Origin of the sequence: Paenibacillus sp. FSL M7-1455, from assembly GCF_038004655.1 — a bacterium.
Taxonomy (GTDB): domain Bacteria; phylum Bacillota; class Bacilli; order Paenibacillales; family Paenibacillaceae; genus Paenibacillus_AQ; species Paenibacillus_AQ cookii.
The window spans coordinates 4,659,211-4,681,806 of the sequence record NZ_JBBORO010000001.1 but is presented as its reverse complement, the minus strand read 5'-3'; the positions used below and the strand labels follow the sequence as shown (position 1 = coordinate 4,681,806).

Annotated in this window: 19 protein-coding genes; 12 read left to right on the top strand and 7 right to left on the bottom strand. The window is 55.0% G+C overall.

What is annotated here, in order from left to right; genetic code table 11:
• Positions 1-46 precede the first annotated feature (46 nt).
• The 6 genes from NYE48_RS21595 to NYE48_RS21570 all read left to right on the top strand — a co-directional run bounded on the left by NYE48_RS21595 (position 47) and on the right by NYE48_RS21570 (position 8,475).
• Positions 47-1,711, top strand: a complete 1,665-nt coding sequence (locus NYE48_RS21595) for an extracellular solute-binding protein (RefSeq protein ID WP_340999924.1) — start codon at positions 47-49, stop codon at positions 1,709-1,711.
• A gap of 120 nt (positions 1,712-1,831) precedes the next feature.
• On the top strand, positions 1,832-2,737 hold the full coding sequence (locus tag NYE48_RS21590; protein ID WP_340999923.1) for an ABC transporter permease: 906 nt from the start codon (positions 1,832-1,834) through the stop codon (positions 2,735-2,737).
• Positions 2,738-2,758: 21 nt separating this feature from the next.
• On the top strand, positions 2,759-3,637 hold the full coding sequence (locus NYE48_RS21585) for a carbohydrate ABC transporter permease (RefSeq protein ID WP_036715606.1): 879 nt from the start codon (positions 2,759-2,761) through the stop codon (positions 3,635-3,637).
• A gap of 35 nt (positions 3,638-3,672) precedes the next feature.
• On the top strand, positions 3,673-5,403 hold the full coding sequence (locus NYE48_RS21580; RefSeq protein ID WP_340999922.1) for a sensor histidine kinase: 1,731 nt from the start codon (positions 3,673-3,675) through the stop codon (positions 5,401-5,403).
• Positions 5,404-5,416: 13 nt separating this feature from the next.
• Positions 5,417-7,087 carry a response regulator gene (locus NYE48_RS21575; RefSeq protein WP_340999920.1) on the top strand — a complete coding sequence of 557 codons (1,671 nt, stop codon included), beginning with the start codon at positions 5,417-5,419 and terminating at the stop codon, positions 7,085-7,087.
• An 83-nt stretch (positions 7,088-7,170) separates the two neighbouring features.
• The gene (locus NYE48_RS21570; protein WP_340999919.1) at positions 7,171-8,475 is read left to right on the top strand and encodes a Gfo/Idh/MocA family protein; all 1,305 of its coding nucleotides are present in this window, start codon (positions 7,171-7,173) and stop codon (positions 8,473-8,475) included.
• A 221-nt stretch (positions 8,476-8,696) separates the two neighbouring features.
• Here NYE48_RS21570 and NYE48_RS21565 read toward each other — a convergent pair whose 3' ends face one another.
• Complete coding sequence (locus NYE48_RS21565) at positions 8,697-9,170, bottom strand: DUF1641 domain-containing protein (RefSeq protein ID WP_340999918.1); 474 nt, start codon at positions 9,168-9,170, stop codon at positions 8,697-8,699.
• 17 nt (positions 9,171-9,187) lie between these two features.
• Complete coding sequence (fdhF, locus tag NYE48_RS21560; protein ID WP_445324076.1) at positions 9,188-12,103, bottom strand: formate dehydrogenase subunit alpha; 2,916 nt, start codon at positions 12,101-12,103, stop codon at positions 9,188-9,190.
• A 364-nt stretch (positions 12,104-12,467) separates the two neighbouring features.
• Between fdhF and NYE48_RS21555 the strand changes: the two genes are divergently transcribed.
• From NYE48_RS21555 to NYE48_RS21540, 4 genes are all read left to right on the top strand, one after another.
• Positions 12,468-12,809 (top strand): DUF2294 domain-containing protein, encoded by a 342-nt coding sequence (locus tag NYE48_RS21555; RefSeq protein ID WP_036710948.1) that lies wholly within the window; start codon positions 12,468-12,470, stop codon positions 12,807-12,809.
• 13 nt (positions 12,810-12,822) lie between these two features.
• Positions 12,823-13,668, top strand: coding sequence for a formate dehydrogenase accessory sulfurtransferase FdhD (gene fdhD / locus NYE48_RS21550; RefSeq protein ID WP_340999916.1), 846 nt, complete (start codon positions 12,823-12,825; stop codon positions 13,666-13,668).
• A 40-nt stretch (positions 13,669-13,708) separates the two neighbouring features.
• Entirely contained in the window at positions 13,709-14,719 is a 1,011-nt protein-coding gene (moaA, locus tag NYE48_RS21545; RefSeq protein ID WP_246536660.1) for a GTP 3',8-cyclase MoaA, read from the top strand.
• A gap of 313 nt (positions 14,720-15,032) precedes the next feature.
• On the top strand, positions 15,033-15,842 hold the full coding sequence (locus NYE48_RS21540) for a formate/nitrite transporter family protein (RefSeq protein ID WP_036710946.1): 810 nt from the start codon (positions 15,033-15,035) through the stop codon (positions 15,840-15,842).
• Here NYE48_RS21540 and NYE48_RS21535 read toward each other — a convergent pair.
• On the bottom strand, positions 15,827-16,729 hold the full coding sequence (locus NYE48_RS21535; protein ID WP_212948233.1) for a LysR family transcriptional regulator: 903 nt from the start codon (positions 16,727-16,729) through the stop codon (positions 15,827-15,829). The two genes, NYE48_RS21540 and NYE48_RS21535, sit on opposite strands and share 16 nt — an antisense overlap.
• A gap of 325 nt (positions 16,730-17,054) precedes the next feature.
• Here NYE48_RS21535 and NYE48_RS21530 point away from each other — a divergent pair, with 325 nt between their 5' ends.
• On the top strand, positions 17,055-18,080 hold the full coding sequence (locus NYE48_RS21530) for a YeiH family protein (protein WP_340999915.1): 1,026 nt from the start codon (positions 17,055-17,057) through the stop codon (positions 18,078-18,080).
• A gap of 100 nt (positions 18,081-18,180) precedes the next feature.
• Here the strand turns inward: NYE48_RS21530 and NYE48_RS21525 are convergent, their stop codons facing one another.
• The gene (locus tag NYE48_RS21525) at positions 18,181-18,585 is read right to left on the bottom strand and encodes a hypothetical protein (protein ID WP_340999914.1); all 405 of its coding nucleotides are present in this window, start codon (positions 18,583-18,585) and stop codon (positions 18,181-18,183) included.
• A 265-nt stretch (positions 18,586-18,850) separates the two neighbouring features.
• Here NYE48_RS21525 and NYE48_RS21520 point away from each other — a divergent pair, with 265 nt between their 5' ends.
• Entirely contained in the window at positions 18,851-20,752 is a 1,902-nt protein-coding gene (locus tag NYE48_RS21520) for an ATP-binding protein (protein ID WP_340999912.1), read from the top strand.
• Between the two features lie 26 nt (positions 20,753-20,778).
• On the opposite strand, the gene NYE48_RS21515 is transcribed toward NYE48_RS21520, so the two are convergent.
• From NYE48_RS21515 to NYE48_RS21505, 3 genes are all read right to left on the bottom strand, one after another.
• Positions 20,779-21,039 carry a hypothetical protein gene (locus NYE48_RS21515; protein WP_156124596.1) on the bottom strand — a complete coding sequence of 87 codons (261 nt, stop codon included), beginning with the start codon at positions 21,037-21,039 and terminating at the stop codon, positions 20,779-20,781.
• A 219-nt stretch (positions 21,040-21,258) separates the two neighbouring features.
• A complete protein-coding gene (locus NYE48_RS21510; protein ID WP_212948228.1) occupies positions 21,259-21,618 on the bottom strand; it encodes a DUF1634 domain-containing protein in 360 nt (119 codons plus the stop codon).
• A gap of 1 nt (position 21,619) precedes the next feature.
• The gene (locus NYE48_RS21505; protein ID WP_212948226.1) at positions 21,620-22,447 is read right to left on the bottom strand and encodes a sulfite exporter TauE/SafE family protein; all 828 of its coding nucleotides are present in this window, start codon (positions 22,445-22,447) and stop codon (positions 21,620-21,622) included.
• Positions 22,448-22,596 lie beyond the last annotated feature (149 nt).

Here is a 22,596-nt window from a genome sequence, read left to right as displayed (position 1 = left end):
GGGATTTCAACAAAATCGGTAATTTCCAAACATGGGAGGGTCATTTGTGCAAAAAATACGTAAAATCGGGCTGGCGCTGACGCTGATCCTGAGCCTGGGCGTCACGGCCTGCAGCAGCAAAACGGCGGATACCGGATCGGCGGAGCCAAAAGCGGCCGGGCAGCCGGCGGCTTCCAAGGAAGGCGGAGTCATCGAAATTTCGACCGTGCGCGCGCAAGACCCGTATCTGAAGTTTGACGAAGGGGAGAATTTCGACAAAAACGCCGTGTACGACGCGTATGAAAAAGACATCGGCGTCCGCATCAAAAACCAATGGGTCGTCGACGGCACCGTGGACGGGCCGCAGTTCCAGGAAAAGCTGAAGATGGCCATCACCACCAACGACATTCCCGATTTCTTCCCGGCGACCCCGGCTCAAGTGCAGCAGCTGATCGAGGCGGACATGATCCAGGATCTGACGAGCGTATACGATCAATACGCCAGCGACGAAACGAAGGAGTTCATGCAAAAGGACGGCGGCCTGCAGATGAAGTCCGGCACCTTCGACGGCAAGCTGATGGCGATCCCGCAGACGGGCAACCCGTTTGCTCCGCAGCTCGTATGGGTGCGTTCGGACTGGCTCAAAAAGCTGAACCTGCCTGAACCGAAGACGATGCAGGATTTGATGAACATCATGGAAGCTTTCGCGACCAAAGATCCGGGCGGTACGGGAAAATCCTACGGCATCGCCCTGAACAAAAAATTCGACGAGGGCGCGCTGGGACTGGTCGGTTTCCTGAACGGCTACCATGCGTATTTGAACCAATGGATCGACGACGGGAACGGCGGATTGATGTACAGCGACATCCAGCCCCAGATGAAGGAGGCGCTGCGCGGCCTGCAGGACATGTTCAAAAAAGGCCTGATCGATCCGGAATTCGCCGTCAAGGATATGCAAAAGGAGTCCGAACTGATCTTCAGCAACAAAATCGGCGTGCTGTACGGCGCGGAATGGACGCCGGCCCATCTGGCCCAAGGCGCCGTCAAAGACGGGAAAGTCGTTCAGGAATGGAGCGTATACCGCTTGCCTTCCATTGACGGCACGGAAGCTTCCACGCAGATCGAGCTTGGCACGAACAGCTATTACGTCGTATCCAAAAAGGCCAAACATCCGGAAGCGCTGATCAAGCTGCTGAATCAGTGGATCGCTATAGACAATCATCAAACGACTCCGGAGCAAAAGGTGTATGAATTTGGTAAAGATCTGAAGGAAAAAGGGAACAACTACTGGCTGCTGAATCCGGTCATGGCGTTCAACCTGACGAGCGACAACGGCGACGTGCTGTCGAAAGCGATCGAAACGAAGGATGCCGGCCTGCCGAAAACGAAGGACCAAAAAACGCGCTTCGAGCGCGCGATGAAATACGTCAACGGCGAAGATATCAGCATGTGGTGGGAATATCTGATTTCCGGACCTAAAGGAGCGGTATCAAACATCCCGTACCTCAAGGAGCATAACCTCTTCCATCAGAACAAGTTCTACGGCGCGCCGACGCCGACGATGGTGGAAAAACGGGAAATTTTGAACCGCAAGCGCGACGAAATTTTCCTGAAAATCATTATGAACCAAGTGCCGATCGACGAATTCGACAAGTTCGTCGAAGAGTGGAAAAAGCTTGGCGGCGATGACATCACGAAAGAAGTCAACGAGTGGTACGCGAAAAACAAGTAATCGGCTTGGAAGCTTGAAGGAGTCAATCAATTCGACAACGACGACGGTAAGATCATTCGCGGGGAATCGGAAATCGATTCCCCCCTTTTTCTAATTCGACTTGAAGCAGGTGACGCATGTATGAATCAACTCGCACGCAGATGGAAGCGCGAATGGCCGCTGCATTTCATGGTGGTTCCCGCATTGATTTTCCTTGTCCTATTCAGTTACATCCCGATGGCCGGCGTCCTGATGGCATTTCAGAAATACATCCCGACCAAAGGCCTGTTCGGCTCCCCGATGGTGGGTTTGAAGCATTTTAAGTATTTGCTCGATTACCCGGATATCGGCCGGATCGTGTTTAATACCCTGTATATCGCGACGATGAAAATCATCGCGGGGCTTGTCGTGCCGATCACGATCGCGATTTTGCTGAACGAGCTGCGCCAGGAATGGATGAAGCGTACGTTCCAAACGATGGTCTATTTGCCGCATTTTTTGTCCTGGGTCCTGCTGAGCGGGATCATCATCGACGTGTTGTCCCCGTCGACGGGCATTGTCAATCAAATTTTGGGGCTGTTCGGCGCCAAGCCGATTTTTTTCCTCGGGGACAACAAATGGTTTCCTTACGTGATGGTCATTACCGATGTGTGGAAGGAGTTCGGCTTCGGCACGATCATTTACCTGGCGGCGCTGACGAACATCAATCCGTCGCTTTACGAAGCAGCCGAAATCGACGGAGCCGGCCGCTGGAAGCAGACCATAAACGTTACGCTGCCCGGCATGATGCCGATCATCATATTGATGCTGACGCTGAATATCGGCAACGTGCTGAACGCAGGTTTCGATCAAATTTTCAACCTGTACAGCCCGCAAGTGTACGAAAGCGGGGACGTGATCGACACCTTCGTGTACCGGATGGGGATCGAGCAGGCGCAGTACGGGTTTGCGACCGCCGTCGGACTGCTCAAATCGGTCGTGTCCTTCATCCTGATCTCGGTATCGTACGTCATGGCTTACCGCTTCGCCAATTACCGCATTTTCTAGAAAAGGAGAACAGTCATACTTATGAAAAAGTCATTGGGCAGACGGCTGTTTCTGGGCTGCAACCTCGTTTTTCTCGCGCTGCTGTCGCTGATGTGCCTCATGCCGATCCTTCATATTTTGTCCATTTCGTTCAGCTCGGGTTCGGCCGCTTCGGCCGGCAAGGTGCTTCTCTGGCCCGTGGAATTCACGCCGGCGGCTTACCAGAACGTATTCGGCAAACCCGAATACCTGCGGGCGTTTTGGGTTACGATTCAGCGGGTCGTGCTGGGCACGGCGATCAGCATGTTCCTGACCATTCTGACGGCGTACCCGCTCTCCAAAGAAACGCATCAATTCGGGATGCGCACCTTTTACGCCTGGATTTTCGTGTTTACGATCCTGTTCAACGGCGGATTGATTCCGTGGTACATGACGATCAAAGCCGTGGGCCTCATCGATTCGATCTGGGCGCTGGTGCTGCCGGGCGCGGTACAGGTGTTTAATATCATTTTGCTGCTGAATTTCTACCGCAACCTGCCGAAGGAATTGGAGGAGTCGTCCCGAATCGACGGCGCGGGCCACTTCACGACGCTGTGGAAAATCTATGCGCCGCTGTCGCTTCCCGCACTGGCCACCACCGGGCTGTTTACGATCGTCTGGCATTGGAACAGCTGGTTCGACGGCATGATTTTGATGAATCATCCCGATCATTATCCGCTGCAAACTTTTTTGCAATCGATTATCATCAAGATGGACCTCCGCTTCTTGAAGTCCCAGGACATCGAGCTGATGCAGAAGCTGTCCGACCGGACGAGCAAGGCCGCGCAAATTTTCGTCGCCGCTTTTCCGATCCTGGTCATCTATCCGGTGCTTCAAAGGTTTTTCATTAAAGGAATTGTGATGGGGAGCGTCAAAGAATAATAGTTCCGGCAATCTCAACTAACGGGGGACGACCGATGAAGCTGTTATTCCGAATGAAAGATTCCTTGATTTTTATGAAAATGATGGCGGTGTTCCTGATCGTTCTGCTCCCCCTCATGATGGTTACCTGGTTTATCAACGAGCGGGGGGCGAGCAGCATCCAGACGGAAATTTCCCGCTCCACCTTGAATACGGCCGGCTTTTACCTCGATTCGCTCGATAAAGAGGTTGAGCGCATCATGCAGTATTTGCCCAATTACGTCATGGACAACGATTTGATGGAGCTTGCGGCCATCGGGACGGATATGACGGATTACGAGCGAGCCCAAAGCATCACGCTGATCCAAAAACGCCTCGACCTGATGAAAAACTCGAGCCCGTTCATTCGGGAATCCAAGGCCTACGTGCCGATGATCGGGCGAACGCTGCTCAGCGTGAAATACGAGACGGGGATCAATGAAGCGGAATACGCGGCGATGCAGCATGACGGGCCGTTTTACGTCGAGCCGTTCGTCTATTGGAACGACCGCTTGTTCCTCACGATGTCCTACCCTACGAACACGTTCCAGGATCCTTTATATATGGTGGGCATCGAATTATCCACGGCCAAAATCAAGGAAGCGCTGCAGCAAATCGCGGGTTCGCCCGGCGGCGAAAGCATGCTCCTGAACGTGGAGCGGGGCTGGGTGATCGGCAGCGACGAAAAACCCGAACTGCAGGATGCGCTCAAAGACTTTATTTTTCAGAAGCAGTCGAAAGGAACCAAGCAGGGTTATGAGATGGTCCGGTTCAACGACGGGCGTTACCTTACCGTTTTCAAATACTCCGACGTGTGGAAGTCCTATTCCGTCACCTGCATTCCCGAATCGGCGGTACTCGGACCGATCCAGACGTACAGACGATGGTTTTTATGGGCATGCGGCCTTGCGGTCGGGGTAGGGGCGTTTTTCTCCTATTCGCTTATCAAGCTGATGTACCGTCCGTTAATGAGGCTGATCCACGGTTTCAAACGGGTGCAAAAGCTGGAGCTTATCCCGCTGACCATCGATCGAAGGCGGGACGAATTCGGTTATTTGTACCAGGCCTTCAACGACACGGTCCATTCGCTGAAGACGCTGATCGAGCAAAATTACGAGCAGCAGATCCGGAATCAGCGCTCGGAGCTGAAGCGGCTGCAATCGCAGATCAATCCGCATTTTTTGTACAACTGTTTTTTTGTGCTGTGCAGGCTGATCAAGTCCGACAAAAAGGAGAGAGCTTACCAGTTTTGCCTTTATATCGGTGAATATTTCCAATTTATTACGCGGGATGACGAAGATATTATTCCGCTTGAGCTCGAGATCCATCATTCGCGCACTTACGTCGACATGCAAACCGTTTGCTACGGCGATCGCATCCAGGTCCGTTTCGAAGCAGCGGCGCTTCCGCTGCGGGTTCCGCGCCTCATTCTCCAGCCGATTATCGAAAACGCCTATAAACATGGCATCGGCGGGATGGCGGGCAGAGGCGATCTCCGCGTTTACAGCGAGCAGGGGAAAGACCGATTCACGATCTGCGTCGAGGATAACGGAAACAGCCTGGACGAGGAGAAGCTGGAACAACTGCGGATCCGGTTGGCCCATGCCGGGGACCGCATGGATGAAACGACGGGGCTGATCAACGTGCATCGGCGAATTCAGCTTCATTACGGAAAGGAATACGGGCTTGAAGTATCACGATCTTCGCTGGGCGGACTGAAGGTGCTTATACATCTTGGCATGGAATAAGGAGGAATCGGTTATGCGTAGGCTTTTGGTCGTAGACGATTTGCCGATCATCGTTGACGGTTTGTTGGAATTGTTCCAATCGACGGAGCATTTGGAGCTCGACGTGTTGAAAGCGTATTCGGGCGAAGAAGCGCTCCGGTTGATGCGGGAGGGGCCGGTCGACATCGTCATTTCCGACATTAAAATGCCCGGACTGGAAGGCATCGAGATGCTGCAGATCATTCAGGCCGATTGGCCTGCCTGCAAGGTGATTTTCCTGACGGGATACAACGACTTTCATTATATCCGGAGCGCGATGGCTTACGGAGGGTTCGATTATATCCTGAAGGTGGAAAGCGACGACAAGATCATCGCATCCGTGGAGCGGGCCCTCGAAAAGCTGGAGGAGGAGGGAAAACACCTTCGGATGCTGGAGCGGGCCAACAGGCGGATGCGCGAGGCGCTCCCCCTGCTCCAAAAAGAGTATATCTGGGACCTGCTTCAAGGCAAGCAGGAGACTCCCGAGGAGCTTGCGCGCCATTTCGAGGAGCTTGGCATTTTGCTTCGGGCGGACCGGCCCGTCCTGCTGCTGCTTGGAAGGGTGGATACGTGGAAGGAATCGTATACGCCCATGGACAAAGCGCTGCTGCTTTACGGCATTCAAAACATTGCGGAAGAATACGCCGGAGCCGGCATGACATGTTATTCCTGCGTTTACGAAAACTCCCGCATCATATGGCTGCTGCAGCCTTGGGAGGAGGAAGGCGCCGGGGAGCCGGATGCCTGGAAGGCGGGGTACGGCCATATCAGCGGGTTGCTGGACACCATTCAGCAGACCTGCCGGCGCCTGCTGCGCGTGTCGGTATCTTTTGCGATCAGCAGCGAGCCGACGGCGCTGCCTTCCATCTCGGAGCGCTTCCATTTGCTGAAATATTGTTTCGTCTACGGGCTCGGCCTGTCCCCTTCCGTCATCGTCTCCGACGTGGATTTGCTGAAGATGCAGGAAGGCGGGGAAGGCAAAAACGATTACTGCCACCATGCCCGGCTGCAGCTGCTGCAGCGCTGCCTCGAAAACAAGCACAGGGAAGAGTTCAACAAGCTGTATCTTCATCTGACGTCCGTCTGGACCGACGATGCCCATGCCTATGGACGCAAGATGGAGTTGTATCACTCGATGGCGGCGATGTTTCTGTCGATGATGGACCAGAATGAAGAGTTCAAGCAGGAAGCGTCAATAACCCTGGACACGATGCTGCTCTACCGGAAGGATGAAGGCATCGCCTGGCCGGACGTCAAGCAGTATTTTTGGAATTTGGCCGACTGTTATTTTGCGAAGCAGGAGAATCAGGGCGAGGAAGTGCCAAGCGATCTGGTCAAACGGGTGCACCGTTACATCGAGGAGCATTTGGCGCGCGACATCTCGCTGATTGCGATCGCGGAGCATGTCGGGCTCAACCCTTCCTATCTTTCGCGGTTGTATAAGCAGCTGACGGGAATCGGCTTGTCCGACTATATCAACGAATACCGCAACCTGAAAGCCAAGGAATGGCTGCTGAACAGCACGATGAAGGTGGGCGAAATCGCCGGGGAGCTCGGCTACAATTCGGCTTTGGCGTTCATCCGCTTTTTCAAAAAGCAGAACCAGGCGACGCCCCAGGAATACCGTCTGCAGCGCCAGGCAAGGGAAGTCAACAATAGTATATGAATGTACGGAAATGTCTCTTTCGGGCCTTGCGCATGGTGGCGTACAATCAGGGCATTGCATCACCATAACGAGGAGGAACCCGCGTGAAGACATTAACAGCCGTATTGCTTGGAGCAGGGAGCCGGGGACGGTATATTTACGGGCCTTATGCCGAGAAACATCCGGAGGAATTAAAAATCGTAGCGGTCGCGGAGCCACACGAGGAGCGCCGGCGGCGAATCGCGGAAATCCATGGTATCGCGCCCGAAAACGTTTATGCGTCATGGGAGCATGCTTTCGAAAACGGGCGGATCGCGGACGTCATGATCATCAGCACGCTGGACCACCTGCATTTTGAGCCGGCGATGAAGGCGCTTGAACTGGGTTATCATATTTTGCTGGAGAAGCCGATGTCGCCCGTGCCTGAAGAATGCATCCGGATCGAGCAGGCGGCCATCGCCCGCAAGCGGGTGCTGACGGTCAGCCACGTGCTGCGCTATTCGCCGTTTTGGTCCGGCATCAAGCGCTGCATCGAAGCCGGGGAAATCGGCGCCGTCGCGACGATCCAGCATGCGGAATTCGTCGGCTACCGGCATATGACGCACAGCTACGTGCGCGGCAACTGGCGGAATTCGGCCGAAACGAGCCCGATGATTCTGGCCAAGTCCTGCCATGACCTGGACATCATTTCCTGGCTGATCGACCAGCCGTGCATCAGCGTCAGCTCCTTCGGATCGCTGCTGCATTTCCGCAAGGAGCATGCGCCCGCCGGTTCGACCGACCGGTGCACGGACGGCTGCCGGGTGGAAAAGGAGTGCCCGTTCTCGGCGCTGAAGCTGTATAACCAGCCTCCGGAACATCCATGGGCGCGGTACATTACGCATGACCTGTCCCCCGAAGGGATCATGAAGGCTTTAAAGGAGGGGCCGTTCGGGCGCTGCGTTTACCGCTGCGATAACAACGTCGTCGACCACCAGGTCGTCAACATGGAGTTCGCGGGCGGGGCCAACGCGACGTTTACGCTGTCGGGCTTTACCGAAAGGGAAGTGCGCAGCGTACGGATCATGGGCACGAAAGGCGAGATCTACGGCGACATGGAGGAAGGAACCTATACGCTTCGCCGCTTTGCCGGCGGGGAGAAGATCGTGTTCCATTGCGGCGTTGCCGGGGACGGCCACGGCGGGGGAGACGAGCGGATGGTCGCGGATTTCCTTCGCCAGGTGCGGGAGCACGGGGACGGCTCCGGCGCGGCGCTCACTTCGGCGACGGCTTCGCTGCAGAGCCATTTGATCGCGTTTGCCGCGGAGGAATCGCGTTTGCCGCGGAGGAATCGCGGCTTCACGAAGGGAAATCCGTCAAACTGGCGGAACTCGTTCAGCGGGCGGCGGCCGGTGCCGATGAGATGTTAGGCCTTCCGTCATAAAATTTTAAGGAAACTTGAAGGTTATTTTCATCTAATTTTAAGAATCGGCTTCTATAATGAAGCCATACCCCTTTTATAAATATATTTCTTGTGCCCTGGAGTCCGCTGCTCCGGGGTATGTTTTTATATGCGCGGCAACAAAAAAGAGCCTCCGATTCGGTCGAAGGCTCTTTTTCTATTTATTTTGCAAATCGATTTCAGCTCTGTCTAATCGCCAAGCTCCTTGCCCATCCCTTTCAGGAAGCGCAGGCCGAAGCCGATGGCGCGGTTGACGTCGGGATCCTTCAAGGCGCTCATCATGGAAAATACGGTCACCTTTTTGTCCTGCGGCTTGCTTGCTTCCTCGAGCCCTTTGGCCACGCTGCCGAGCAGCTTGGAGGTCTGTTCCGGGTCGATCTGGGCCAACGCTCCGGCCGCCGCCATCCCGTTGTTGATCATGTTCGTCACTTCGGGACGCTTCAATTGATGCAGAGCGATTTCGGCGACCTTGGCTTTCGCTTTCAGAAGCGCCTCGGCCGCCTCCAGCACGCCGCTGCCGTACAGCTCGCTGAGAACGTCGATCGCTTTGTCGATCGCCTGTTCATGCTCCGCCAGGGAGTCCTTGAGCTGGTCGAGAGACTGCTGTTTGACTTCTTCTTCGGTTAAAACTTTCTTTTTGATAAACGATATAGGTTCGGCCATGTTCGTTCCCCCTTCCTTTAGTCCACAAGAGAAACATAATCCGGACGGCTCCATTTGCGGTGCACTTCGACGCCGTTTTGCGGATGCCGCTTTTTGTTGCGCGGATTGCTGAGCGGCAGCGGGCTCGCTCCTTTGACGTTCAGGATTTGCATCCGGACTCTCGTCTGCTTGTAGGCAGGCGTATGCGTGCGGACGTCGACGGCACCGCCCGTCAGCAGGTTGACCGCCGTCTCATGGCTGGTGGAATGCATCGGAACGTACACTTCGTTGCGGTGCACGCGGTCCGTCACGAGGGCCTTCAGCTTGATCGATCCGTACGGCGATTCGAGACGCACGAGCGATCCGCTTTCGACGCCGCGTTCTGCGGCAAGCTCCGGCGAAATTTCCACGAACACCTCCGGCAGCTTCGCGTTGATGCCATGCGATTTGTTGGTCATGTTGCCTTCATGGAACTGCTCCAGCAGGCGGCCGTTGTTCAGCACGAGATCGTATTCGGCCGGGAATTCCACCGGCGGGATGTAATCGACCAGCGAGAAGCGCGCTTTTTTGTCCGGGAAATGGAATCCGTCGGTATACAGCAGCGGCGTGTCTTCGCCGGTCGGCGAACCCCAGGTGAAGCTGCCCCAGCCTTCCAGCACTTCGTAGCTGGCTTTGGCGAAAAACGGCGTCAGGCTGGCCATTTCCGCGAAAATTTCGCTCGGGTGGGTGTATCCCCAATCAAAGCCGAGGCGTTTGGCGATTTGCGTCGTGATCCACCAGTCCGGCTTGGAGTCGCCGAGCGGCTCGAGCGCCTGATACAGACGCTGGACGCGGCGTTCGGTATTCGTGAAGGTGCCGTCCTTCTCCAGGGAAGGGGTGGCAGGCAAAATGACATCGGCAAACTGCGCGGTTTGGGACAGGAACACGTCCTGCACGACAAAAAAGTCGAGTTTGCTGAGGAGATCCTGCACATGGTTGGCGTTCGAATCCACCCAAGCCATGTCCTCCCCGACCAGGTACATCCCTTTCAGCTCGCCGCGCTCCACCGCGTCAAGCATTTGAATGTTGTCCATGCCCGGTTTCGGCGAAATTTTGACGCCGTACGCCTGCTCGAAACGTCCGCGGGCTTCGTCGTTCGATACATGCTGGTAGCCCGGCAGCCATGGCGGAAGCGTGCCCATGTCGCAGGCGCCCTGCACGTTGTTGTGTCCGCGGAGCGGATACGCGCCGGCACCCGGACGCATGTAGTTGCCCGTCGCCAGCAGCAGGTTGGAAATCGCGGCGGACGTATGCGAACCGGCAACGTTTTGGGTAACGCCCATGCCCCAGCAGATCGCGGTTCCGTCGGCTTGATGGATCATGGTCGCGATCGAAATGAGCGTCTCTTTGGAGATGCCGGTTTCTTGTTCCGCGAATTCCAGCGTGAATTTCTCAAGCAGCTGCTTGTATTCGCCGAACTGATGCACATGCTGCTGCACGAAAGCTTCATCATGCCAGCCTTGGTCGATCATGTATTTCGTGACGGCGCTCAGCCAGACGAAATCCGTGCCTTGTTTCGGACGGATGAACAAATCGGAGCGTTCCGCCATTTCATGCTTGCGCAGATCGGCTACGATCAGCTTCTGGCCATGCAGCTTGTGGGCGCGTTTGATCCGCGTCGCCAGCACGGGATGGCCTTCCGCCGGCGCGCAGCCGATCAGGATGACCAGCCCGGCCGAAGCGATATCTTTGATCGATCCGGCATCGCCGCCGATGCCGACGGTGGACATCAGGCCGTCCGAGGCGGGCGACTGGCAATAGCGGGAGCAGTTGTCGATATTGTTCGTTTCGAACACCTGGCGCGCCAGCTTTTGAATGACGTAATTTTCTTCGTTCGTGATTTTGGAGGACGAGATGAAGCCGAGCGCATTGGAACCGTATTCTTTTTTGATCCCGCCGAGCCGTTCCGCAACGAGCGACAACGCTTCGTCCCAGGTCGCTTCCACGAAAGCGTCCCCTTGGCGGATGAGCGGCGTCGTGATGCGCTCTTCGCTGTTGACGAAATCCCAGCCGAATTTGCCTTTGACGCAGGTCGAAATCGCGTTGACCGGCGCGTCGTGGGACGGCTGGATTTTCAGGATTTTGCGGCCTTTGGTCCACACTTCGAACGAGCAGCCGACGCCGCAGAACGTGCATACCGTTTTCGTTTTGCGCGTTCTCGTGTCGCGCATCGCGGCCTCGATTTCGGAGATGGCGAAAATGCCGCTGTATCCCGGTTCCACCTCTTTGACCAGGTCGATCATCGGATCGAGGATCGGCTTGTCGATCGCGGTCATGAACCCGGCTTCGCCCAGCATCGATTTTTCCATCAAGGCGTTGCACGGGCAAATCGTGACGCATTGTCCGCAGCTGACGCAGGAGGAATCGTTGATGGATACGCCATCGTCCCATTTGACGCGCGGAATGTCCGCTTCCCAATCGATCGACAGCGTCTCGTTGACCTGAAGGCTTTGGCAGACCTCGACGCATTGTCCGCAGGCGATGCACTGGTTCGGGTCATACCGGTAAAACGGATGGGACATATCGACCTCGGAAGGGTCGACCTTCGGCCGGTAAGGGTATTTTTGATGCTCGATTTCCATCATTTCCGCCGTGTTGTGCAGCTTGCAGTTGCCGTTGTTGTTGTCGCACACCGTGCAGTACAGCAAATGGTTTTCGAGGATGCGGTCCATCGCTTCGGTTTGCGCTTCTTTTGCTCGTTCCGAGGATAGCCGGACGTCCATGCCGTCCTCGGCTTTGGTCGAGCAGGCGCGTTTCAGCCGGCCGTTGATCTCGACGATGCACGTATCGCAGGTCTGGATCGGATCGACCTCGGGAACGTAACAGATTTGGGGATGCGACAGGCCGGCCAGGTTAATGGCTTCGAGCACCGTCATTCCTTCTTTGACTTCGACCTGTTGTCCGTTCAAAGCAATGCTTACCGTTTGTTTGCTCACGAAAATAACCTCTCTTCCCAACATTTTTTCCTGGAGTTAACGGAAGACTTCGGGCGCTTGTATATGCATACAAAAACATGCAGAATTTTGTCTCAAAAGTTCCGCAAACAAAAAACTCCACTAAACCCGGTCCGCTAGTTCTGGTGCGGCAGGTTGTAGTGGAGTAACCGATTAGCAATGGCCTACTAAACTGATCATTCCGTTATGAAATTAACATGCAATGAAAAAACTCACGTCTCGCCATGATTATACTACTTCCGCCCGAAAAAACAAGGTTGAAATATTCTGTACAATGTCCCTAAGATTTAGTATAGTGTTAAACTTGTGATGAGGTGATTGAGGGATGAAAAAGGAAGTTGCGTTTAACGACATCATCCGGAAAGTCCGGAAAGACACGTTTGGCAAAGGGCCTGAACGCATTCATACGACCTTCGTCGAAAACATGGCGATCACCCGGATGTACGGGAATTTTACCCCTACCGAGAAGTTTATCGCGCAGACGCCGGAAGGCAAAAAGATGGTGCACAGCGCCAGAACGCACATGATCAAGGATTTGTACAAAGACCAGGTGCCCGAAGGGCTCGAAGAGCTTTGCGGCTCCCGGCTCGTGCATCTGTTCACGGATATCAAGGTCGATGAAGACGTGGCGATTTCCGTGTTCATGTTCGAAAAAAATATAGTGTGAGGAAGTGGCCGGCATGAATGCTGTGACGAAAGAACGGGGGAGCATCATCCGCTTCGAGCAGGGCCGGATCGCGCAAAAATCCGATCTCGTCGTCGCCGAGCATCCCGTCACGATCAAAATCAACGGCGAGGAATTCGCCACGCTCGTGTGTTCGCCCGAATACATGGAGGATATGGCCGTCGGTTACTTGGCGTCCGAAGGCGTCATTGCCGGCATCGACGAATTGCAGGAGTTATGGGTGCAGGAGGAGGAAGGGTTCGTCCACGCGACCGTCAGCCGCTGGAGTCCGCTTCACCGCCAGCTGTACAGCAAACGTTACGTCACGTCCTGCTGCGGCGCCAGCCGGCAGGGATTCGTTTTTTTCAACGACGCCAAAACCGCCAAGCGGCTGCACGACGTACCGGTCGAGCTGTCTTTTGACGACGTTTTCAGGCTGGTGCGGCAGATGCAGGAAGGATCGGAGACGTTCAGCCGAACGGGAGGCGTCCATAATGCTGCCCTTTGCGACAGGCAGGGCATTTTGCTGGACCGGATGGACATCGGCCGCCATAACGCGCTCGATAAAATTTACGGTTACTGCCTCAGACGGAACATTCCCGTGAACGATAAAATCATCGTGTTCAGCGGGCGGATTTCCTCGGAAATTTTGCTTAAGGTCGCCAAAATCGGCTGCGGCGTCATCCTGTCCAAATCGGCGCCGACGGCGCTTGCGCTGGAATTGGCGGAGAATCTGGGCATTACAACGGTCGGCTTCGTGCGCGGACAATCATGCAACGTGTATACGCACCCGCAGCGCATCATCGAATGCCGGCCGGCGCCGAACCCAAATACGGCAGATGCAGAGCGGCCGGACGCGTAAGTCCGGCTGCCCCTGGCACGCGAAATGGAGTGAGAGCATCATGGAAACCAGTGATTATTTCAAACGAGCGCTCCGGGACCTGCGGATTTCCGTGACGGACCGCTGCAATTTCCGGTGCCGTTACTGCATGCCGGAGGAGGTATTCGGCAAGGATTATCCGTTCCTGCCCCGGGAATCCGTGCTTTCGGTCGACGAGACGGTAAGGATCGCCAGGATTTTCGCCCGGCTCGGCGTGCGGAAAATGCGGATCACGGGCGGCGAGCCGATCCTGCGCAAGGAGCTGCCGGAGATCATTCGCGGCATTGCCGCCATCGAAGGGGTGCAGGATATCGCCCTGACGACCAACGGAAGCCTTCTGGCCAAACAAGCCGCGAAGCTGCGCGAGGAGGGGCTGATGCGGGTGGCGGTCAGCCTCGACGCGCTGGACGACGAGACCTTCATGGCCATGAACGGCGGCAAAGCAAGCGTGCGCCAGGTGCTTGAAGGGATCGATGCGGCAGCGGATGCGGGTTTGGCCGTCAAAGTGAACATGGTGGTCCAAAAAGGCGTCAATGAGCATGCCCTGCTGCCGATGGTCCGCTATTTCCGCGAAAAAGGCCATATTTTGCGCATGATCGAATATATGGACGTCGGCAACACGAACGGCTGGGACTTGAAGCATGTCGTGAGCAAAAAGGAAATGCTGGAGCGGATCGGCGCGGAATTCCCGCTGGAGCCTGCCGCCCCCAATTACGCGGGGGAAGTGGCTTCCCGCTACCGCTTTGCGGACGGCAAAGGCGAGATCGGGATCATTTCCTCCGTCAGCGACGCCTTCTGCCAGTCCTGCACGAGAGGCCGATTGTCGGCGGACGGCATGTTCTACACCTGCCTGTTTGCCACGAAGGGGCATGACCTGCGGACGCTGCTGCGTTCGGACGTTTCGGACGAGACGATCGCCAAGGAGATCGGTTCGATCTGGGAAGGACGCCATGACCGTTATTCCCTGGAGCGGGACGAGGCCAGGCAGAAGCGCGACGGGGCCAAGGTGGAAATGTCCCGGATCGGCGGCTAAAACGTTTAGAGGACAAAAAATCTTGAAGTTCACATTGTTGACAAAAATAAAACGTATGTTATCATGTGTTATGTCAAGCAAATGAAGGGGTTGTAGGCATTGCAGCCGCTTTATTTGAACGATTGGACGTGTGATTGATGCTCCTATAGGTTACGTGTAGGAGGATTAACCGGCACAAATCTTTCTTTTCGGTTCTGGCGAGAAGAAAGGTTCGTGGCGGTTTTTTTGGTTTTCCCGTTAACGCTGCTCTGGTAAGCGTTTTCGGACAACGAAATGATATTCAGTTCAACGAAATGGTATGGAGGTATGCAGCATGTCGTTTTACACACCGCAACAAATAAAGGAAATCGCGGCCGAAAACGGGGAAAAGAAAGCCAAAATCCCCGTCTCCTCGGTGCTTGTCCTTGGATTTTTGGCCGGGGCTTTTATTGCTTTGGGATTTCTGCTGGATATTCGCGTCATCGGCACGGCGCCGAAAGAATGGGGTTCGGTCGCGGGCTTTTTGGGAGCGGCGGTGTTCCCGGTGGGGCTCATCTTGACCGTGCTCGCGGGCGGGGAATTGCTGACGGGCAATATGATGACGCTGCCGATGGCTTGGTTTTCCCGTAAAATCGGGTTCGGTGCCGTGCTGAAAAACTGGGTTCTCGTCACGGTCGCCAATTTTATCGGGGCGGTATTCGTCGCTTATTTTTTCGGCCATGTCGTCGGTTTGACCGAAGGCGCTTTCCTGGCTAAAACGGTGGCCATCGCCACCGGGAAAGTGCATGACAGCTTTGCGCAAGCGTTCGTATCCGCCATCGGCTGCAACTGGCTCGTATGCCTTGCGGTATGGCTCGCTTACGGCGCAAAGGACTTCGCGGGCAAAATCGCCGGCATCTGGTTCCCGGTCATGGCCTTCGTCGCCATCGGCTTCCAGCACGTCGTCGCCAACATGTTCGTCATTCCGGCAGCCATTTTTGCCGGGCAAATGACATGGAGCCAATACTTCCCGAACTTCGCCGCCGTATTCCTCGGCAATCTGGTCGGCGGCATCGCGTTCGTGGCCGGCGCCTACTTTATTGCTTACCGCCAGCCTGCAGGCGCGGAGGCGCTGACGATGAAGGAAGCTCAAAAATCGGCGTAAAGCGACTTCACGTTCAGCTTTAAGGTTTGAATAAACTTCAGCACCGCCATCACAGCCGGTTCTTCCTTGCTTTGCAGCAGGGACAGATCCCGGCTGATTTTTGTTCCCCGGATCGGAATTTCCTGCAGTTCCCCGCTTTCCAGCTCCTTGCGGACGACCCAGCGCGACAAAAGGGCGATGCCCAACCCGCAGGCGACCGCTTCCTTGACCCCTTGGCTGCTGTTGAACACGAAGCTGCGTTTCACGGCAAGCCCCCCGTCCTGGATCAGCCTGTCGCTGTAGGCGCGCGTGCCGGAACCCGTCTCCCGCATGACCCATACCTGATTTTGCAGCCGGCCGAAATCAACGCTTTTTTCGGAAGCGATGGGGTGGTCCGGCGCGGCGATCAGCACCATTTCGTCTTTCATGAAAGCCGTCACCTTCAGGTCTTTCGCATCCACCTTGCCTTCGACCAGGCCGATGTGGAATCGGCCTGCGCGGATATCCTGCAAAATATTGCCCGTATTGCTGATATGGACCTGCACGTCCACCAGCGGGTACAGCTGCGCATATTCCGCCAGCACCCTCGGCAAAATGTATTCGCCGATCGTAAAACTCGCTCCCATGGAAAGGGAACCCGTCACTTCGTCCCGGAGCATATGGATATCTTCCTTCGCTTCGTCGTACAAAGCCAATATTTGCTGCGCCTTGAGAAATAAAATTTCTCCGGCCTCGGTTAGCTTCACGAGCTTCGGGGAACGGTGCATCAGTTTGGCTCCCAGCTCGTTTTCGAGGTTGCGGATATGAAGGCTGACGCCCGGCTGGGACAAGTTCAGCAGCTTGGCGGCCTGCGAGAAGTTCCTCTGCTCGGCCACCGTCACAAACACTTTTAATGTATCGGTAATCATCGGGATCTTCCTCCAGTGCGGTTCGGGATGATCGGCCATCCCTGATCTATGTATCGTCTTCGTCTTTTTTGGTTCTTCCCATAAATCGTAATACATAGTTTGCATTTTGCAATAAATAAATTGCGATGTATCAGGTCATGAGTTTGCAAAACCCCCAGGTATAAACTTCATTTCGCGGATGAACAATACCAAAAGAATTCCGCATCTTCCCAATGATAAGTTTTCCTCATGATAGGGATAGCAAATCGGTATTTCCCTTCCCCGCCGGCCGACTTTATAGTGAGCGTATGAGAACACCGAGTGAAAACAAAGGGGATGCAATGCCATGATTTCAAGGGAATCTGCGGCTCCGCGCAGAAAAAGGAACACAAACGCATTGATGTTGGGGATCGGCTTGACGCTCATTTTATCTTTGCTTGCCAAGGGGCTGTCGCTGCTTCCGTTTCTGAGCATTATGGGTCAGCTCGTTCTGGCCATTATACTGGGCATGATCTACAAGGCGGCGGTCGGCGTGCCGGAATCGATGATGCCGGGTGTAGGCTTTTCCAACAAAAAGCTGCTTCGTTTCGGTATCATCCTGCTGGGGATGCGGCTGAATTTGGTGGATATCGCCCATGCCGGGCCAAGGGTCGTATTGATTGCCGCCATAAATATTACGGTAACGATCTTCGTTGTATACGGACTGGCGAGACTGTTTAAAGTGGACCGCCCGCTGGCGCTTTTGACGGCATGCGGGACGGCCATTTGCGGCGCAGCCGCGGTTGTGGCCATCGCGCCGCTGATCAAAGCGAGGGAGCAGGAAACCGCCGTCGGCGCGGCGACCGTCGCGATCCTCGGCACGTTGTTTACGCTGCTATATGTCGGGCTTTACCCGTTCCTCGGACTGACGCCTTCGGCATACGGCGCGTTTGCGGGCGGCACGCTGCACGAGGTGGCGCACGCCATCGCGGCAGCGGCTCCCGGCGGCAAGGAGGCGGAAGATATGTCCGTCATCGTCAAGCTGACCCGGGTCGCGCTGCTGGTTCCCATCTCCCTGTGCGTCGGATATTGGGCAAGCCGCAAGCAGGAGGGGACGGCGCAAAAAAGCAAAATACAAATCCCATGGTTCGTCCTCGGCTTCCTGCTGATGAGCGGCGTCAATTCGCTCGGCATCATTCCGCATGCGGTGACCGCGCAAATCATCAACCTCGCGTATATCCTGATCGCCATGGCGATGGCAGGGCTTGGCCTGAACGTGGATTTTGCCTTCTTCCGCCGCAACGGGGTCAAACCGTTTGCCGCCGGAGCATTGGGATCCGTCGTGCTCGCCGGCCTCGGTTTATTGCTGGTTCATGTGCTGGGGTTCGCATAAAAAAGCAGCATAAAAAACATCAAAACGGCCGCCGTGATCCGGGGCCGTTTTTTCATGTCCTGCGCAAGCTATCATTTCTATTTGAAGAACGTTTCGCAAGTTACTCCGTCTCGTCGCCGTCAAAGCCGTTGATCAGGTCGGTTCCATGCATATCCTCGATGGTCGCCACGGGGTCGATGGGGCTGTCCATTTGGATGTCGTCCGCATCGGGCACGTCTTCCAGCTCGGTATATTCATCCCCGCTTTCTTCGCCGCTTTCATCGGCGCCTGACTCGACGGCTTGCCCGGAGGTTGTCTCCCGACGGCCGCCGAGCTCGTCGCTCATGTCCGAACGGACATAAAATTCCACGTCGGCCGCGTCAGGTTCCGCGGAAATGCTTTGGGCCGTTTCGGTGTTCACGTCGCGCAAATCGTCCGCGGGCAGGCCGTCCTCGGCGGGATGGTCCCCGGCATTTTGATAACGTTCATAGGTCCATTCGGCTTCGGATTTGTAGGGTTCGGGCATTCGCTTCATCTCCTTTTCATGGAATGGTTTCATGGGATGGTCTGGGATTCATATTTACCCTTACCCGAAACGGACGGAAATAAACCTTAAATTGGGTTCGGGCTGAAAAATGCCGCATGCCTGCCGGACTTCCGAACCATTTCGGTGTCGGGAAATTGCGCAAAGTTTTGGAATCGAACATAATGGACCCAAAGAGATGTTGCGGAATGCCCGGCGATTTTGTCGGTTGGCCTCACATCATTCGAACCAATTTGGGGTGTGTCCTATGAAAATCTCGTTGCAAAAAGTCATCATTCTACTGGTTCTCGTCATAGGAAATTTCCTCGGCGCCATTTCTTTTTCGGCTGTGCCGGCTTCGGCCTCGGGGGAGGGGGATGCCCGGTGGGAGTGGGAGTTCAAATGGAGCCCGCCGCTTTCGGAGCCGGACCAGAAAGACGGGGGCTGGCAGCGGCTTGATTCGCTGCGGGAGCTTCCCCGGCCCGCCCATCATGACAAAGAGGCATGGTACCGGACGGTCGTGCCGGGACTGCCGGAAGGCACTCCGGCATTGCTGCTGAAAAAGGTTTACGGCGAACGGATCGTGATTTATCTAAACGAACGAAAAATTTACGAGCAGGCCCGCAGCTATATGTATGACGTCCATAAAATTTTGCTTCCGTTACGTCCCGAAGACGAAGGGAAAACGCTGCGGGTCCAAATCGTGTCGGAGAAGGAACGGAACCGGATCGGAATCGGGGGGGAAGTTCTTTCGGGGGATTACGCGTCGCTGCTTAAGCAGTACGTCCAATCCAATATGGACGACTTGATTTTGGGCAGCTCCATGGTTTTCCTCGGCGTCATGATGCTGATTCCCGCTTTGTTTATGCGCAAAAGCCATTTGGTCTCCTGGTTGGCGTTAACGGCCGTGTTGACGTCGATCGGCGTTTTGATTTTGACCTATTCGCCGCTGTTGTACAGCCTGTTTAACCGATACGGACAATGTTTTCTGGTCATTTACGACATGGCGCTGCTGACGCTGCTGCCCGCAACGACTTTTTTCTTCGAAAAAACGGTCGGCACGGGATATAAACATCTGATCCGGCATTTCCGGAAATTCCAAGTCGTTTATTCGGCTTTTTGTCTCGTTTTACTGGCCATTAACGTTGCGCTCCACGACCGGCTTATCGCCATTTACGACCTGTTTTCGGTCAAAACGCTCGGTTACCTGATCATTCTGCAGGTCGTTCTGCTGATCGGGAGCTCCATCGGGTATGCGGTCAAGGGGAACCGGAACGCGTTGATTTTTACGCTGGGGTTTGCCGTGTTCGGCCTCACCGTCATGGTTGAAATGGCCTGCTATTTGGGCAGCGGGGGAAAATACGAGCTGTTTTGGTGGAAATGGGGGGTGCTCGGGTTTGCGATCGCGCTGATCGCCGTGCTTGGCCAACGGTTTGCGCAAAACCACCGTCAGATTCTCATCTATTCGAAGGAACTGGAAAGGTTCAATACGGAGCTGCAGCGCTCGGAGAAAATGGAGATCATCAGCGAGCTTGCGGCGTCCGTCGCGCATGAGGTGCGCAATCCGCTTCAGGTGACGCGCGGGTTCCTGCAATTGCTGGAAAAAAAGTCGGGAAGCAAGGAAAAGGAATATCTGAACCTCGCTTTGGAGGAGCTAGACCGCGCTTCGGGCATCATCACCGATTTTCTGACCTTCGCAAAACCGGAAATCGACCAGGTTCAGCTGCTGGACCTGGCCGACGAGTTCCGTCATATTGAAGGGATTCTGATTCCGATGGCGAACTTCCAAGGGAGCAAAATTACGTCAAGAATTCCGCCAGGCTTATATGTTCAAGGGAATTCTTCGAAATTCAAGCAGGCCTTTATCAATATCGTCAAAAACAGCATTGAAGCGCTGCGGGAGGAAGGACAAATCCTGATTTGGGCTTACGCCCAAAAGCATGAAATCGTCATCCATATCCAGGACAACGGCGAAGGCATGGAGCCCGCCGAACTTGCAAGGCTTGGCGAGCCTTATTTTTCGAACAAAACGAAAGGCACCGGCCTCGGGCTCATGGTCACGTTCCGAATCATTGAAGCGATGCAGGGGCGGATCGAATTCAAGAGCGGCAAAGGAATCGGAACCGAGGTCGTCGTCCGTTTCCCGAAAGCAGACGGGCCAAAAGGGTGAAGCAGGGGCCGGGACCGCCTTGGAGCTTACACCAGAATTTCCTCCGTGCCGCCTCCCCGCAAGTCCAGCCATGCCAGATAAAGGCTGATCGTGGCCGCGATCAAAAACAAAACCGCCGCAACCAGGGCAAGCTCTTTGGTAGCGCGTTGACTAAGGAAGTTATTGCGTTGGCTGGGGGAGCCGTTACGTTGATTGAGGGAGTTATTGCGTTGATTAAGGGAAGGGTTTCGCTGGCTATTAGAGGCGTTGCGCTGACTGACGGAGGCATTGCAGTTCTTTCCACGCATGGGTACAGAACACTCCTTTCATAAACCTTGATTCAACCGGATAAAACGCATAACGTACTCACAGTAGATTATGTTCGGCAAGGGGATGCAGTTCCCGCAGCGGCTTAAAATGGACGAAGAAAAGCAAAAAAGCAGAAGAGTTCCTTCTGCTTTTTTGCATGGCATCACGGAAGCATCCGATAGATAGAAGCCTCCTGCTCACGCTGTCTGCTCCTTCCATCAGGCTTTGCCAAGCGCAAAGCTGACGATCAGAATGATCAAAACGATGGACGTGATAACGACGTACAACTTATCGCCTTCCCGGACAAAAACCCAAATCGAAATCGCGACCCGCAGCACCGGCGTAAGGATCAGCAGCATCAATCCCACCGTGATCACGGCATAGGGCTTAAGCTCGATCAGGCCGCGGAAAATGTCCGGCAGGTCGTGCGGGTAAGTGTCTCCGGGGTACCCGCTTCCGCCTTGAATAAAAAGCAGGATGAGGCCAAGGATGATGACGGCGGCGCTGATGATAACGCCGATCCGGAGCCAGCGGCTGACGGCAAGTTCGACGTCTTGAATTTCGCTGTTTTCGTTCATGCTACAATGCCACTCCTTCATAAATCATTTGAAACGCGACATAAAGGAGCACCGGGATAAACAGCATGCGAATCGTTTTGCTCTTCATCCGCTGCATAATCTGCGCCCCGATCGTAGCCCCCGCAAGGACGCCAAGGGCGACGGGCCCGGCGATATGCGGATCGATATCCCCGCGCAGCAGGTACACGCCCGCGCTGGCGGCGGCGGTGACTCCCATCATGAAGTTGCTCGTCGCGGTCGAAACCTTCAGCGGCAGTTTCATGAACACGTCCATCGCCATGACTTTAAAGCTGCCGCTGCCGATGCCAAGCAACCCGGATACGACGCCCGCGCCGTACATGACGCCGAACCCTCCATACACATTTCCTACATTATAAGAGATTTGCTCTTGCGCCGCTTTGTCGTAATAGCTTCCCCCGAGCCTCAGCTTGGCGGCGGCGGGGTGCATGGCGATCTGCTCCTGCTGGCCGCCTTTTTTTCTTTTGATCATATTGACCGCCGAATAGACCAGCAGCAGGCCGAAAATGATATACAGAAGATTGGGGGCGATCAGTCCTCCGATAAAGGCGCCGGTGATGGCGCCGACGGTCGTGGCGATCTCAAGGAACATGCCGACGCGAAGATTGGTGATGCGGTCGCGTATATAAGCGATCGCCGATCCGCTCGACGTCGCGATGACGGAAATGATGCTGGCGCCGATGGCATGCTCGATGCTGACGCCGAAAAGCAGCGTCAAGGCCGGCGTCACGATGATGCCCCCTCCCAGCCCCAGAACGGATCCGACGATGCCGGCCAAAATGGAGATCAGAAGGATTTCCAATGAATACATGACCAAGGTAGAACACCTTCCTCTCGATAAAAATGAACCCGATTGCTTTTTCCTCCGTAGTACTTGTAAACTAGGAAGTAGATTGACTTGACAATCGAATCGATTACCGGTTTATTATACAACGATTGTAAAATAATTAATATACAATC